At 30.0% G+C, this 14,215-nt stretch carries 11 protein-coding genes, 1 pseudogene and 1 riboswitch; of the genes and pseudogenes, 11 read left to right on the top strand and 1 reads right to left on the bottom strand.

The window, feature by feature from the left end:
* The first annotated feature begins 70 nt into the window (after positions 1 to 70).
* The 5 genes from spoIID (at position 71) to fabZ (ending at position 4,091) form a co-directional block, all read left to right on the top strand.
* Positions 71 to 1,099, top strand: coding sequence for a stage II sporulation protein D (gene spoIID / locus AC11VW_RS02085; protein ID WP_484299740.1), 1,029 nt, complete (start codon positions 71 to 73; stop codon positions 1,097 to 1,099).
* A gap of 191 nt (positions 1,100 to 1,290) precedes the next feature.
* A complete protein-coding gene (locus AC11VW_RS02080; protein WP_484299739.1) occupies positions 1,291 to 1,965 on the top strand; it encodes a peptidoglycan DD-metalloendopeptidase family protein in 675 nt (224 codons plus the stop codon).
* Positions 1,966 to 2,066: 101 nt separating this feature from the next.
* On the top strand, positions 2,067 to 2,333 hold the full coding sequence (gene spoIIID, locus AC11VW_RS02075) for a sporulation transcriptional regulator SpoIIID (protein WP_484299738.1): 267 nt from the start codon (positions 2,067 to 2,069) through the stop codon (positions 2,331 to 2,333).
* 294 nt (positions 2,334 to 2,627) lie between these two features.
* A complete protein-coding gene (gene mreB / locus AC11VW_RS02070; protein ID WP_484299737.1) occupies positions 2,628 to 3,650 on the top strand; it encodes a rod shape-determining protein MreB in 1,023 nt (340 codons plus the stop codon).
* 12 nt (positions 3,651 to 3,662) lie between these two features.
* A complete protein-coding gene (gene fabZ / locus AC11VW_RS02065; protein ID WP_484299736.1) occupies positions 3,663 to 4,091 on the top strand; it encodes a 3-hydroxyacyl-ACP dehydratase FabZ in 429 nt (142 codons plus the stop codon).
* A 156-nt stretch (positions 4,092 to 4,247) separates the two neighbouring features.
* Here the strand turns inward: fabZ and yyaC are convergent, their stop codons facing one another.
* Entirely contained in the window at positions 4,248 to 4,757 is a 510-nt protein-coding gene (gene yyaC / locus AC11VW_RS02060; RefSeq protein WP_484299735.1) for a spore protease YyaC, read from the bottom strand.
* 339 nt (positions 4,758 to 5,096) lie between these two features.
* Positions 5,097 to 5,202, top strand: a riboswitch (SAM riboswitch).
* Positions 5,203 to 5,429: 227 nt separating this feature from the next.
* Between yyaC and metK the strand changes: the two genes are divergently transcribed.
* The 6 genes and pseudogenes from metK to AC11VW_RS02030 form a co-directional block, all read left to right on the top strand.
* Entirely contained in the window at positions 5,430 to 6,623 is a 1,194-nt protein-coding gene (gene metK / locus AC11VW_RS02055; RefSeq protein WP_484299734.1) for a methionine adenosyltransferase, read from the top strand.
* A gap of 153 nt (positions 6,624 to 6,776) precedes the next feature.
* Positions 6,777 to 8,999 carry an SF1B family DNA helicase RecD2 gene (gene recD2, locus AC11VW_RS02050; RefSeq protein WP_484299733.1) on the top strand — a complete coding sequence of 741 codons (2,223 nt, stop codon included), beginning with the start codon at positions 6,777 to 6,779 and terminating at the stop codon, positions 8,997 to 8,999.
* Positions 9,000 to 9,001: 2 nt separating this feature from the next.
* Entirely contained in the window at positions 9,002 to 9,784 is a 783-nt protein-coding gene (locus tag AC11VW_RS02045) for a ComF family protein (RefSeq protein WP_484299732.1), read from the top strand.
* 731 nt (positions 9,785 to 10,515) lie between these two features.
* The gene (hpf, locus tag AC11VW_RS02040; RefSeq protein ID WP_484299731.1) at positions 10,516 to 11,067 is read left to right on the top strand and encodes a ribosome hibernation-promoting factor, HPF/YfiA family; all 552 of its coding nucleotides are present in this window, start codon (positions 10,516 to 10,518) and stop codon (positions 11,065 to 11,067) included.
* A gap of 182 nt (positions 11,068 to 11,249) precedes the next feature.
* Positions 11,250 to 13,922 (top strand): preprotein translocase subunit SecA, encoded by a 2,673-nt coding sequence (secA, locus tag AC11VW_RS02035; RefSeq protein ID WP_484299730.1) that lies wholly within the window; start codon positions 11,250 to 11,252, stop codon positions 13,920 to 13,922.
* Between the two features lie 15 nt (positions 13,923 to 13,937).
* Positions 13,938 to 14,215 (top strand): annotated as a pseudogene (locus AC11VW_RS02030) (PCRF domain-containing protein); the annotation flags it as partial.

Genomic DNA, 14,215 nt, shown 5'->3' with positions numbered 1-14,215 from the left:
TAAATAGTGCTAAAAGCACAGGGTTGTTCATATACTTAAGGACAAGGATTAAACCAAGGAGGAAAAGTATATGAAGAACCCTTTAATAGTTTTAGCAAGTGTAGTGGCTTGCGCTATAACAATACCTATACTTATAAGTATAGTATCTTATGATGGAATAGAAGCAACACCTCTAGATCAAAAAAATAACGTTATCAATGAAACTGTAAAGAAAGTGATAAATTATCAAACAGTAGATAAAAAATCACCAATTATAAATGTATATAATCACAAATTAGGTAGTACTCAGCGAATGGACATTGAAGAATATTTGTGTGGTGTAGTAGCAGGAGAAATGTCTACAGAATTCAATATAGAAGCTCTAAAAGCTCAAGCGGTAGCAGCTAGAACTTTTGTAATGTATAAAGAAAAACAAGGAAATCAAAGTAAACACAAAGATGCTGTGGTTTGTACTGATTATAGACATTGCCAAGAATATAAAAGTTATGATGAGTTGAAGAAAAAAAATGGTGAAGAGTGGATGAAAAATTCTTACTCTAAAATTGAAAAAGCTGTAAAAGAAACTAAAGGGAATATTATAACTTATGATAATGAGCCAATACTTACTTTATATTTTTCAACATCATCAGGTAAAACAGAGAATTGTGAAGAAGTATTTTCACAATCATATCCATATCTAAAGTCAGTTGATAGTCCTTATGATAAGAATTATTCACCTAAATATGTATCTACATTAAAAATTAGTAACAAAGACTTTGTGAGCACTTTAAGAAGAAGCTACGGTGATATAAAAATAAGTGAGAATAATTTAAGTAGCCAAATTAAGATACTTAAAACAAGTGATGCAGGTTCTGTAGAAAAAATAAAAATAGGAAATAAAGAAATTAAAGGAACTGATGTAAGAAGTATACTAAATCTAAATTCGGCTAATTTTGATATAGACTTTAATGATAATTATCTAGATTTCATAGTAAAGGGTTATGGACATGGTGTAGGAATGAGTCAGTGGGGAGCAGAAGGTATGGCTGAAGAAGGATATAAATACCATGAGATACTATCTCATTATTATGCAGGAACTCAAATAATTGATTTATATTAATATAAAATACAATAAACTCTATGAAATATATTAAATGATATATACTATAGGGTTTATTTTTCATGCAAATAATATAAAAAATTAAATAGTACCCTTCGAATAAAATCTTAATTCAAAAAAGTACATAAATTGTATAAAAATAGAAATTAAAGATAACAATATAAATACATAAATATATTTGGAGGTGCTCTATGAAGAAAAAACTATTAGAAAAAGATGGTTTTTACTTAGCATTATTTGCATGTATCTGCTCACTAGCAGTTGGAGGAGTTTGGTTTACAAAGAACAATGTAGACGAATTAGCTTCTAATAACGGATTTGTAAATAATACTGATAGAAATAGCAAAAACGAGGATGAATTGCATTTAATAGAAAAAGATAATAATGATGCTGTTCCAACAACAACAGGATCAAAAGAAAATTTGCAACAAGCTAAGGAAAAAGAAAAAGAAAAAGAAAGTGATTCTAAATTAAGCTTTTTAGGAAAAAAAGTTACTAGAGAATATTCAGAAAAAGAGCCTAGTTATTCAAAGACATTAAATTTATGGGAAATACATAAAGGCTTAGATGTAAGTGCTAATACAGGTCAAGATATAAAATCTTTATTAGCGGGTAAAATAGTGGATGTATTTAAAGATGATAAACATGGTATATCAGTAAAAGTAAAAAGTGAGAATGATATAGTAGTAGTATATTCTAATTTGAATGAGAAAATTGAAGTTAAAAAAGACCAAGCGATCAAAGAAGGTCAACCTCTAGGTATTGTAGGAGATACATCTCCAGTTGAAAGTGAAGAGGGAACTCATGTACATATAGAAGCCTTTAAAGGAAAACAATCAATAGATCCAATGAGTTTAATTAAATAAAAAATATAACAGACTTAATCAAATTATTTGATTAAGTCTGTTATATTTTTTTGTAAACTTACATATATATGATTAAGGCTAGTATGTGAGGGGGGGAAGTCTTGAGATCTCATATAGAGGAACGAGCAATCGTTGTAGCAAAATATATACTAGAAAAAAATACCACTGTCCGTCAAACTGCGAAAACATTTGGAGTGAGTAAAAGTACTATTCATAAAGATGTAACAGAACGATTAGAGGAAATAAATCCATCTCTTGCTAAAGAGGTTAAAATGGTTTTAGAAAAGAATAAATCTGAAAGACACATAAGGGGAGGAATGGCTACTAAGCTAAAATATGAAAAAGATATAAAAAAGAATATAGGTTAAAACCGAGGCTACTGAAAAAGTAGCTTCTTTAATATTTTAAAATAAAATCTAAATATCAAAAATACATATGAATATAGAAAAAGAGCCTTAGAATCGATTCTAAAGGTTCTTTTTTGTATCTTAAATTTTGAATTATTTTAAGAGGGCTTTTTTAGTGGCTTTGCTAAAATATGAATCTTTTTTATATTATTCTTGACTAAAGTAACATTTTTGTATATTTTGTATAATAGGAGTGTTTTAAAAAAAAATAATGAAACGTTTAAATATAAAAATAATATAAAAGGAGTTGGAACGATGTCGCGAGCTGATATAGGTATAGACTTAGGGACGGCTAATGTACTTGTATACGTTAGTGGGAAAGGAATCGTACTAGAGGAGCCATCTGTTGTAGCAATAGAAAAAAGAACGAATTCTGTCTTAGCAGTAGGTGAAGAAGCTAGAAGGATGATAGGTAGAACGCCTGGTAATATAATTGCAATAAGACCACTAAGAGATGGTGTTATTTCAGATTATAATGTAACTGAAAAAATGCTGAACTATTTCATAAATAAAGTTGTAGATAAAAAAGGTTTTGGAAGATTTTTTATGCCTAGAATAATGGTATGTGTTCCAACTGGAGTTACAGAAGTAGAAAAAAGAGCTGTAGAAGAAGCTACACGCCAAGCTGGAGCTAGAGAAGTATACATTATAGAAGAGCCTATAGCAGCTGCAATTGGGGCTGGAGTAGATATATCTGAGCCAAATGGAAGTATGGTTATAGATATAGGAGGAGGTACAGCAGATATAGCTGTAATCTCTTTAGGAGGAGCTGTAGTAAGTGAATCTATAAAAATAGGTGGAGATAGATTTGATGAAGCCATAGTAAGATATATGAGAAAACAACATAATCTTCTTATCGGAGAAAGAAGTGCTGAAAAGATAAAGATAGAAATTGGTACTGCATATAAAAGAGAAGAAGAAAAAAGTATGAAAATAAGTGGTAGAAATTTAGTTACAGGATTACCAGAATCTATGACTGTAAATTCTTCAGAAATGCTAGAAGCTCTTGATGAATGTGCAGAGCAAATAGTAGTAACTGCTCTTAGAGTATTAGAAAAGACACCGCCAGAATTATCTGCAGATATAAGTGATGCAGGAATAATAATGACAGGTGGAGGTTCATTATTATACGGGCTAGATAAAAGAATAGAGGAAAGAACGGGAATTAAAGTTATAATAGCAGACGAGCCTCTATCTTGTGTAGCTAAGGGAACAGGAATTGCATTAGGTTCTTTAGACTTGCTTGAAACAGGAGGAACCTTCAAAAGAAAAAGATAGGGAGGTATTTTAATGTTAAATATAGATCAAATAAAAGAGTTAATACCACATAGATATCCATTTTTATTAGTGGATAAAGTAATAGAGTTAGAAGAAGGAAAAAGAGCAGTAGGAATAAAAAATGTTACAGCGAATGAGCCATTTTTCCAAGGTCATTTTCCAAATTATCCTATAATGCCAGGAGTTTTAATCGTTGAAGCGATGGCGCAAGTTGGATGTGTTGCGATGATGTCTATGGATGAGAATAAAGGGAAATTAGGTGTTTTTGCAGGTATTGATAAGGTTAGATTCAAAAAAGAAGTGAGACCAGGAGATACATTAACTATGGAAGTAGAAATGCTTTCTGTTAGAAGAAATATAGGAAAAGCTACAGCAAAAGCTTTTGTTGGAGAAGAACTTGCATGTACCGGTGAGCTAGTGTTTGCTCTTGTACAAAAATAAACAAAAAAGTCCTAGAAATAGGACTTTTTTGTTTATAAATTTAAAAAGTATACTTCATAAATTAGTTTTGATTAAAAGCAAGTAGCCCGCACAGCTAGTAGAAGTGTATGTAAAGATATAGTGCGAGATTATTCCTTTATACAAATAGAGAAAAAATCAAGTAGCAAGTAATAAGGATAATGAAATCATTTCTGCTAATTCTAATATAAAGCTAAGTCTTACATTATTAAACGAAAATCTATTATTTTCATCTATCTTATCTACAATTCCTACAATAGAATAATTTCCTATTTGAGGGAGTTTTTTTCCAACACCTTTTCCAGGAAGAATAGGGCCTTTTCTAATTTGTATATTACCTATACTACTTTTGGATCCTAAACAGGCATCTATAGCCAAAAAGTTTCCATTTGGATGAGTGTTTTTGATATTTTCAATAGATTCGTATATATTTAAAGCATGAATAGGGTTATCTAGCGTTCCGTAAACAGGGTATCTAAAGTCACTATTTTTTAGCATGGTTCCAACTAAAGGTCCAAGAGCATCACCTATAGCTCGATCTGTTCCTATACAAACCACAACTGTGTTCTCATCAACTAAATCTTTAAGCACTGAACTTAATGTCTGCACAACGTTTTCTTTTTTATAATTCACTTTGGCCAAATACATAGGAACACCCCCTTCAAAAGAAATATATGAAAATTTGGTCTAAAAAAGACCTATCTTAAAGTAGATAAGATATAATATGAAATTAAGTTAAGATAGGATACTATATAGTTAAAAAAGACATGTTAAAATTAAAAAGGAAGAAATCAAAAGTTAGTAATTTTAAGGGGTATATGATATTTAATGAAAAAATAAATATTTTATTAAAAAGATAAGAAATATATATTTTTTATTAAAAGGATAAAAAATTAATATTTAAATTGGTTGACATATTTTTAAAAAGGTAGTAACATATGATTTAGTAATACACAAAACGAAAAAAACTTAATAACTTTCTTGATTACCTTATCAAGAGTGGCGGAGGGATAGGCCCTGTGAAGCCCGGCAACCACCCATTAGGGAGATGGTGCTAAATCCTACAAGACTATATAGTCTTGAAAGATGAGGTTAGTTAATTAACGTATTTATATACATAATTAACCTCTTCTTGTACAAGAAGAGGTTTTTTTATGCTCAATAATAATTACTAAATAGCTACCTTATAAAGCATAGTCAAGGTTTTAAAATAGATTGGTTTCATTAAAAAATCAATTTTTCAACGTATAAGAAAAGTGAACTTATACAAAATGAAATTTAAAGTAAGAAGTACTTTATAAATTAAGGAGGAAACAAAACATGGCAAGACATTTATTTACATCGGAATCAGTAACAGAAGGGCATCCAGATAAAATCTGTGACCAAATATCAGATGCAATACTAGATGCATTATTAGAAAAAGATCCTTTATCAAGAGTAGCTTGTGAAACAACAGTTACTACAGGATTAGTATTAGTAGCAGGGGAAATAAGTACTTCTGCATATGTAGATATACCAAAATTAGTGAGATCAACAGTTGAAGAAATAGGATATACAAGAGCTAAGTTTGGATTTGATGCTAACACTTGCGCAGTTTTAACTGCTATAGATGAGCAATCAGGCGATATAGCAATGGGTGTTGATGAAGCATTAGAAAGTAGAGTTGGACAAGAAACAGAAGAAGAGATAGAAGCAATAGGAGCTGGAGATCAAGGTATAATGTTTGGATTTGCATGTAATGAAACTCCAGAATTGATGCCATTACCAATATCATTAGCACATAAATTAGCTAGAAGATTAACAGAAGTTAGAAAATCAGGATTATTAGATTACTTAAGACCAGATGGAAAAACTCAAGTTACAGTTGAATATGATGATAAAAAAATAGTTAGAGTACACACTATTCTTATATCAACTCAACATGGAGAAGATGTTGACAATGATACAATAAGAAGAGATTTAATAGAGCATGTTATAAAAGCAGTTATCCCAGCAGAATTACTTGATGAAGAAACTATAATATATATCAACCCAACAGGAAGATTCGTTATAGGAGGGCCTCAAGGAGATACAGGTCTTACAGGAAGAAAGATAATAATAGATACTTACGGTGGATACTCAAGACACGGTGGAGGGGCATTCTCAGGAAAAGATCCTACAAAGGTTGATAGATCTGCTGCATATGCTGCAAGATACGTAGCTAAAAATATAGTTGCTGCAGGACTTGCAGACAAATGTGAAATAGAATTAGCTTATGCAATAGGTGTTGCTAGACCATTATCTGTATTTATAGATACTTTTGGAACAGGAAAAGTTCCAGAAGAATTATTAGTACAATTAGTTGATAAGAACTTCGACTTAAGACCAGGTGCAATAATAAGAGATTTAGAATTAAGAAGACCTATATATAAGCAAGTAGCTGCTTACGGACACTTAGGAAGAACTGATATAGACTTACCTTGGGAAAAAACTGATAAAGCAGAATTATTAAGAAAAGAAGCATTAGGACAATAATTTAATATAGATTATATATTTAAACCCCTTAAAGTGTTAACAGGAAATGCCTGTATAATAGTACTTTAAGGGGTGATTTTATTTCCTATAAAAGGTATAATAAGTACAACTTAGGTGAACGATAGAAATATTATTTGTTGTAGGAGAATAAGTATGGAAAGAATAGAAGGAATGATAAGTGACATAGTATTTAAGAATGAAGATAATGGTTACACAATAGCTCATTTGGTAAATTCAGATAATGAAGTTGTAATTGTAGGATGTATGCCTACTCTATCTGTAGGAGAAAGTATAGAAGTTGAGGGTAAGTGGATAAATCATAAAACTTATGGGACTCAATTTGAGGTAAATAAATTTATGCCTGTAACACCATCATCATTAGAAGGTATTTATGTATATTTATCATCAGGAATGATACATGGTATAGGGGAAAAAATGGCTAAGAGGATAGTGGATAAGTTTGGAGTAAATACTTTAGATGTAATTCAAAATATGCCAGAAAAATTAAAAGAAGTAGAAGGCATAGGAAGTAAAAAGATAGATCAAATAGTAAAAAGTTATGAAGAAAATAGAGAACTTAGAAATATAATTATAGAGTTATCTCCATATGGAATTACTCCTAACTATTGTATGAAAATATATAAGAAGTATAAAAGTAAAGCCATTGAAGTTATAAATAAAAATCCATACAAACTTGCTGAAGACATAAGGGGTATAGGGTTTAAAATAGCTGATGATATAGCTAGTAAAATAGGCATAGAAAAAAATTCTAAAGATAGAGTGTCTCAAGGAATTTTATATGCTCTAAATCAATCTTTAAGTAGCGGTCATACGTATCTACCAGAAAATATTTTAATCCAAGATTCAGTGAAATTATTAGAAGTAGAATTACCCCTTGTTGAACAATGCATAATGGATTTAGCATATGATCAAAAAGTTCACATAGAGAAAATGAATGGAGCAAATCTAATATATCTAATTCCGTACTATATATCTGAAAATGGAGTCTGTAAACAAATAATAAGATTATCGCAATGTGAATTTAAAAATTTAAATATAGATATAGAAAAAGAAATTAGATTTGTAGAAGAACAAGATGATATTAAATTAGCTCAAAATCAATCGTTAGCAGTCAAAGAAGCTATAGAAAGTGGAGTAGTAATAATAACTGGTGGTCCAGGAACCGGGAAAACTACGACTATAAATACTATAATAAAAATATTCGAAAATAATGACCAAGAAGTAGTCTTAGCGGCTCCAACGGGAAGAGCAGCAAAAAGGATGAGTGAAACTTCTGATAAAGAAGCGAGAACTATACATAGATTACTAGAAATGGGATATACAACTGACAGTGATGAACTTCAATTTATGAAAAATGAGGAGGAGCCTATTAAAGCAGATGTAATAATTATAGATGAAGTATCTATGGTAGATATTTTGCTTATGTATAGTCTATTAAGAGCAATAAAACCAGGCACTAGAGTGATATTAGTTGGAGATAGTGATCAGCTTCCATCAGTAGGTGCAGGAAACGTTCTAAAAGACATGATTGATTCTGATATCATAAATGTAGTTAGATTAAATGAGATATTTAGACAAGCGCAGGAGAGTATGATAGTAGTAAATGCCCATAAAATAAATAATGGTGAACCGCTACATTTAAATTCAAAGGGAAAGGATTTTTTCTTCATCAAGAAAACAACGAATGAAGAAATACTAAAAGAGATAGTTAGCTTAGTTAATGAAAGATTACCTAAGTTTTATGATTTAGATAAACTAAAGGATATACAAATACTTGCATCAATGAGAAAAGGTGATTTAGGCGTTACCAATCTTAATACGGAACTTCAAAAATATCTTAATAAGCCCGAAAAGTTCAAAGTAGAAGAAAGTTTTCAAAAAAGGCTTTTTAGAGTCGGGGATAAGATTATGCAAATTAAAAATAATTATACTAAAAAATGGGAAAATGAAGATAAAAGTAATACCGGAGAAGGTATATACAATGGGGACATTGGATACATATACCATATAGATAAGGATAAGAGAACTATTTATGTAATTTTTGACCAAGTTAAAATAGTGGCTTATAAATATGATGAATTAGATGAACTAGACCATAGCTTTTGTACAACGATACATAAAAGCCAAGGAAGTGAGTTTCCAGTTGTAGTTATACCTATAACTTGGGCACCTCCTATGTTGCTTAGCCGTAATTTACTATATACAGCAGTAACTAGAGCTAAAAAATTAGTTGTATTAGTAGGAGATGTAAAATACTTAGAGTATATGATAAAAAATAATAGGATAAATGATAGATATTCTAATCTAGCTTACAAATTAAATAAATTTAGAGAAGAGGGGCTTTTAGTTAAGTAAATATGAAAAGTTATTTAAATGAAAAACAAGGCATATTTAAAAACATAACTAATATATTTTTAGAATTTATATATCCAGAAAATATAAGTTGCATTATATGTGACAAACCTATAAATAAAATAAATACATATTCTATGTGTAAAAATTGCTTTATGGAGTTAACTTTTATATTAGATGGATGCATTAAATGTGGAAAGCCAATAATAAATCATTCTTTAGAAAAACAGGATATAAGTGGATGTAGTTATTGCTTTGGAAAAACCTTTTACTTTGATAAAGCTATATCCTGTATAGAGTACACCGAGTTTAGTAAAAAAATTATTTTTGGATTAAAATATAATAATAAGACTTATATGAGTAGATATGTAGCTAATATAATGAAGGAAAAATTACAGATCGAAAGTATTAAGTTTGATTGTATATTGTTTGTGCCATTACATAAAAAAAGATTAAAAAAAAGAGGATTTAACCAAGCTCAAAAGATAGCTAAATATTTAGGTAAATCAATTGATTTACCAGTTATAGATAAAATAGTTAGAAAAGATTACACGAGGCGACTATATAAGCTTAGTAAACAAGAAAGAAAAGTAGAACTAAAAAATGCATTTATACTGAAAGACTCTAAATATGATTTTAAGAATAAAAATATTCTTCTAATAGATGATATATTTACAACAGGATCGACTGTAAATGAAATATCTAAATTATTAAAGCTAAATGGTGTAAATAAGGTGTTTGTTATGACATTTTTAACAAGAAGCAATGATTGCTATATTACGGAATAATTTACTATTGACATATTAGTATTAAAATATTAAACTAAATAAGTGATATTTAGGTCTGTGGTTGAAAGTCCAAGCCAGTCGCAGGCAAAGGGATCCACGTAAGTTAATGCTAAAAATTGTGTTAATGATCATGGTGCGGCTTAGAGGTAAGACCTACCGGTAAAAAATCGAGAGAGTTAGTAGTGCGGCGAACCCAAGCGAACCCTCCAGTAGGCGAGTGTGGGGTCAAAAACCAGGTCAGCTGAATATCTTAAAGTACCTTTATAGGTGCTTTTTTTATTGCAAAAAATTAAAATTATACAAATTATGTATAAATATGTGTGATTTCTATAATCAATAACATAACTAACAAAATTGTATGTAAGATAAATATAATGCATAAAAAATAAATTTTATAATAAAAATATATATAAAACGTGAGATTAAGACATTAATTAACAAATTAATAACAGATTTTGTTGACATTTGTGGACAGCTATAGATTAGAAAATAGCTTTAAATACACAAATAAAATAGTTATTAACAAATTTATCCACACTATCCACAGATGATGTGTTAATATTAATCCACATATATGATATGTGAATTAATTCAAAATTAATCTTATTTTAGTTGAATATAATAAATTATAAAAGCTAACAATAAAAACAAAGGATTATATAAATTAATGTAGAATATATTACTAAAGTATAAGAGAATTTATACTGCCATAACTGAAGGGAGATGTTCTTATGAATATAATAATATCTGGAAAACAAATGGAACTAACAGATGGAATAAAAGGTGCAATAGAAGAAAAAATCGAAAGATTAGACTTCTACCTTCATCCCGAAACAGAAGTAAAGGTAACAGTTAGTGCTAAAAAAGCTAGACAAAAGATAGAAGTAACAATTATCCCTATAAGTGGACCAATAATTAGAGCTGAAGATATAGAAGAAAATCTATATGCAGCTATAGATGTTGTATATGATAAATTAAATAAACAATTGAGAAGATATAAAAATAGATTACAGGATAGACACCAAGACCATCAAAGTATAAGATTCCAAAGTGTAGATGAAGGTCCAGGCGAAGTTGATTTTGAGGGAGAAGACGAAGATATAAATATAGTAATAGAAAGACGTAAAAAGTTTGATATGAAGCCGATGAGTGCTGAAGAAGCTGTATTACAAATGGAATTGAGTGAACATGATTTCTATATGTTTAGAAATACAGACACAGATGATATATCTATAGTTTACAAACGTAAAACTGGTGGATATGGAATTATAGAGCATGAATAAGATAATTTAAATTAATTAAAAAGCTATCGATAAATTTAATTATCGATAGCTTTTTTACATGAAGGTGTATTATAAAGCAAAAGAGAGAGCTAAAATGATAAGTTATAAAGGAATATTAAATATGGTATTTTTATGGTAAAATGTATAATAGTATAATAAATGAGCGAGGAGAGATGCTGAACATGGGGTTTTTAGATGATTTATTTAACATGGCAGACAAAAAAGAATTAAAAAAATTCAATAAAATAGTTGATGAGATAGAGTTGTTAGAGTCTAGATTTGAATCTATATCAGATAAAGAACTTAAGAATATGACTAACATATTTAAAGACAGATTAAAAGAAGGACAAAGTATAGATGATATACTACCAGAAGCTTTTGCAGTAGTGAGAGAAGCATCAAAAAGAGTATTAGGAATGAGACACTATAGAGTACAACTTATAGGTGGGATTGTTCTTCATCAGGGTAGAATAGCTGAGATGAAAACTGGTGAAGGGAAGACATTAGTTGGAACAGCACCAGTTTATTTAAATGCTCTTACAGGTAAAGGTGTACACGTAGTTACAGTAAATGATTACTTAGCAAAACGTGATAAAGAGCAAATGGGTAAGGTATACGAATTCCTTGGAATGACAGTAGGGGTAATTGTTCATGGTCAAAACCCTCAAGTTAGAAGAGCACAATATCAATGTGATGTAACTTATGGAACAAATAATGAATATGGGTTTGATTACTTAAAAGACAACATGGTAATACATAAAGAACAAATGGTTCAAAGAGAATTGAACTACGCTATAGTGGATGAGGTCGATTCTATACTTGTTGATGAAGCTAGAACACCTCTTATAATATCTGGACCAGGAGATAAATCTACGCATTTATATGCAGATGCTAATACATTTGTATTAACATTAAAACCAGAAAATTATGAGTTAGAAGAAAAGCAAAAAGCAGTAACGCTAACTGATTCAGGGGTGCAAAAAGCAGAGGTTTACTTTAACGTAGAAAATATAACAGATGTAGCTCATATAGAACTATATCATCATATAAATCAAGCATTAAAAGCTCATGTTATAATGAAACGTGATGTTGATTATGTATCTAAAGATGGAGAAATAATCATAGTAGATGAATTTACAGGAAGACTTATGTTTGGTAGAAGATATTCAGAAGGATTACACCAAGCAATAGAAGCTAAAGAAGGATTAAAAATACAAAGAGAATCTAAAACCTTAGCAACTGTTACATTCCAAAATTATTTTAGAATGTACAAAAAGCTTTCTGGGATGACAGGTACAGCAAAAACAGAAGAAGAAGAATTTAAAGCAATATACAAAATGGATGTTGTTCAAATTCCTACAAATAAACAAATATTGAGAGAAGACTTACCAGATGCGGTATATAAAAATCAAAAAGGTAAGTTTAATGCTGTTGTAGAAGAGATAATAGAAAGACATGCATCTAAACAACCTATACTTGTAGGTACGGTATCAATAGAAAACTCTGAATTATTATCACAATTGCTAAAAAGAAAAGGAGTTAAGCATGAGGTATTAAATGCTAAGCACCATGATAAAGAAGCAGAGATAATAGCGCAAGCTGGTAGACTAGGTGCGGTTACTATAGCAACTAATATGGCAGGTCGTGGTACTGATATAGTATTAGGAGGAAATCCTACATTCTTAACAAAAAAAGAAATGAAGAGATTCGGATATGATGAGTCAGTAATAAACAGAGTAGACGCATCTTTAGAAGGTATATCTATTGAAGGAAATGAAGAATTATTCGCAGCTAGGGCAGAATATGAAAAATTATATGCGAAGTATAAAGATCAAACTGAACAAGAGCAAGCTGAGGTTGTTAAAGCTGGAGGATTATCTATAATAGGTACAGAAAGACATGAATCGAGAAGAATAGATAATCAGTTAAGAGGTCGTGCTGGACGTCAAGGTGACCCAGGTAGCTCAAGATTCTATATAGGATTAGATGACGATCTTATGAGATTATTCGGAAGTGATAGAATATCAGTAGTAGTAGAAAAAATAGGTCTTGAAGAAGATATGCCAATAGAACATAAGATGTTGAGTAAGTCCATAGAAGGTGCACAAAAGAAAGTTGAAGGTAGAAACTTCGGAATAAGAAAGCATGTACTTCAATATGATGATGTTATGAATAAGCAAAGAGAAATAATATATGCTGAAAGAAGACGTGTATTAGAAGGTGAGAACTTACAAGAGCAAGTACAAGGAATGATACACTCTTTAATAGAAGATGCATCAACTATATATACTCAAGAAGAAGGATTTAACGTAGAAGGATTTAGAGATTACCTATATCACATGTTTATGCCAAAGGGAAGTATAGAAATACCAGATATGGAAAAACTTAATACTCAAGAAGTAGTAGAAGCAGTTTATGAAATAGCAATGAAAATTTATAATGGAAAAGAAGACAGAATAGGGTCTGAAAGAATGAGAGAGGTAGAAAGAGTAATATTACTTCAATCAGTTGACAGCCATTGGATAGATCATATAGATGCTATGGATCAATTACGCCAAGGTATAGGTCTTCGTGCAATAGGCCAACAAGATCCAGTTATAGCATATACAAATGAAGGATTTGAAATGTTCAATGAAATGAATAAAAACATACAAGAAGAGACTATAAAATACTTATTTAATATAACTATAGAAGAACCAGTTGAAAGAAAACAAGTTATAGATGTTGAACACTTATCTTCTAATATAACTGATGAACAAGCAAATAAAACTGTTAAAAAAGAAGAAGCAATAGGCAGAAATGACGACTGTCCTTGTGGAAGTGGAAAAAAATATAAAAAGTGTTGTGGCAGATAAGTTTGGAGGACTCAAATGTTAAACGTACAAGATTATAGAAACAGTGTGGAGCATATGTCTTTAAATATAGAAGAAATGAGGGCTTCTCTTTGACATTGCTTCACTAATAATTAAAATAAATGAAAATGAAGAAAGAATGAATGAACAAGATTTTTGGAATGATAATGAAATTGCTCAAAAAATTCTTCAAGAAAATAAATCATTTAAAGAAACTGTAGAAGAGTATAATTCTCTTCAAGAAGCTTTAGAAGAAATAGAAGTATTAATAGAATTAGGATTAGAAGAAAATGATG

The organism is Romboutsia sp., from assembly GCF_056995035.1.
The sequence above is the reverse complement of the archived record's forward strand: the minus strand, read 5'-3'. Positions and strand labels throughout refer to the sequence as shown.

Excerpts from the sequence above, each read along its gene's own strand:
- AC11VW_RS02080 (WP_484299739.1), top strand. The coding sequence starts at position 1,291 with ATGAAGAAAAAACTATTAGAAAAAGATGGTTTTTACTTAGCATTATTT.
- recD2 (WP_484299733.1), top strand. The coding sequence starts at position 6,777 with ATGGAAAGAATAGAAGGAATGATAAGTGACATAGTATTTAAGAATGAA.
- yyaC (WP_484299735.1), bottom strand. The coding sequence starts at position 4,757 with ATGTATTTGGCCAAAGTGAATTATAAAAAAGAAAACGTTGTGCAGACA.
- mreB (WP_484299737.1), top strand. The coding sequence starts at position 2,628 with ATGTCGCGAGCTGATATAGGTATAGACTTAGGGACGGCTAATGTACTT.
- hpf (WP_484299731.1), top strand. The coding sequence starts at position 10,516 with ATGAATATAATAATATCTGGAAAACAAATGGAACTAACAGATGGAATA.
- AC11VW_RS02045 (WP_484299732.1), top strand. The coding sequence starts at position 9,002 with ATGAAAAGTTATTTAAATGAAAAACAAGGCATATTTAAAAACATAACT.
- metK (WP_484299734.1), top strand. The coding sequence starts at position 5,430 with ATGGCAAGACATTTATTTACATCGGAATCAGTAACAGAAGGGCATCCA.
- secA (WP_484299730.1), top strand. The coding sequence starts at position 11,250 with ATGGGGTTTTTAGATGATTTATTTAACATGGCAGACAAAAAAGAATTA.
- spoIID (WP_484299740.1), top strand. The coding sequence starts at position 71 with ATGAAGAACCCTTTAATAGTTTTAGCAAGTGTAGTGGCTTGCGCTATA.
- fabZ (WP_484299736.1), top strand. The coding sequence starts at position 3,663 with ATGTTAAATATAGATCAAATAAAAGAGTTAATACCACATAGATATCCA.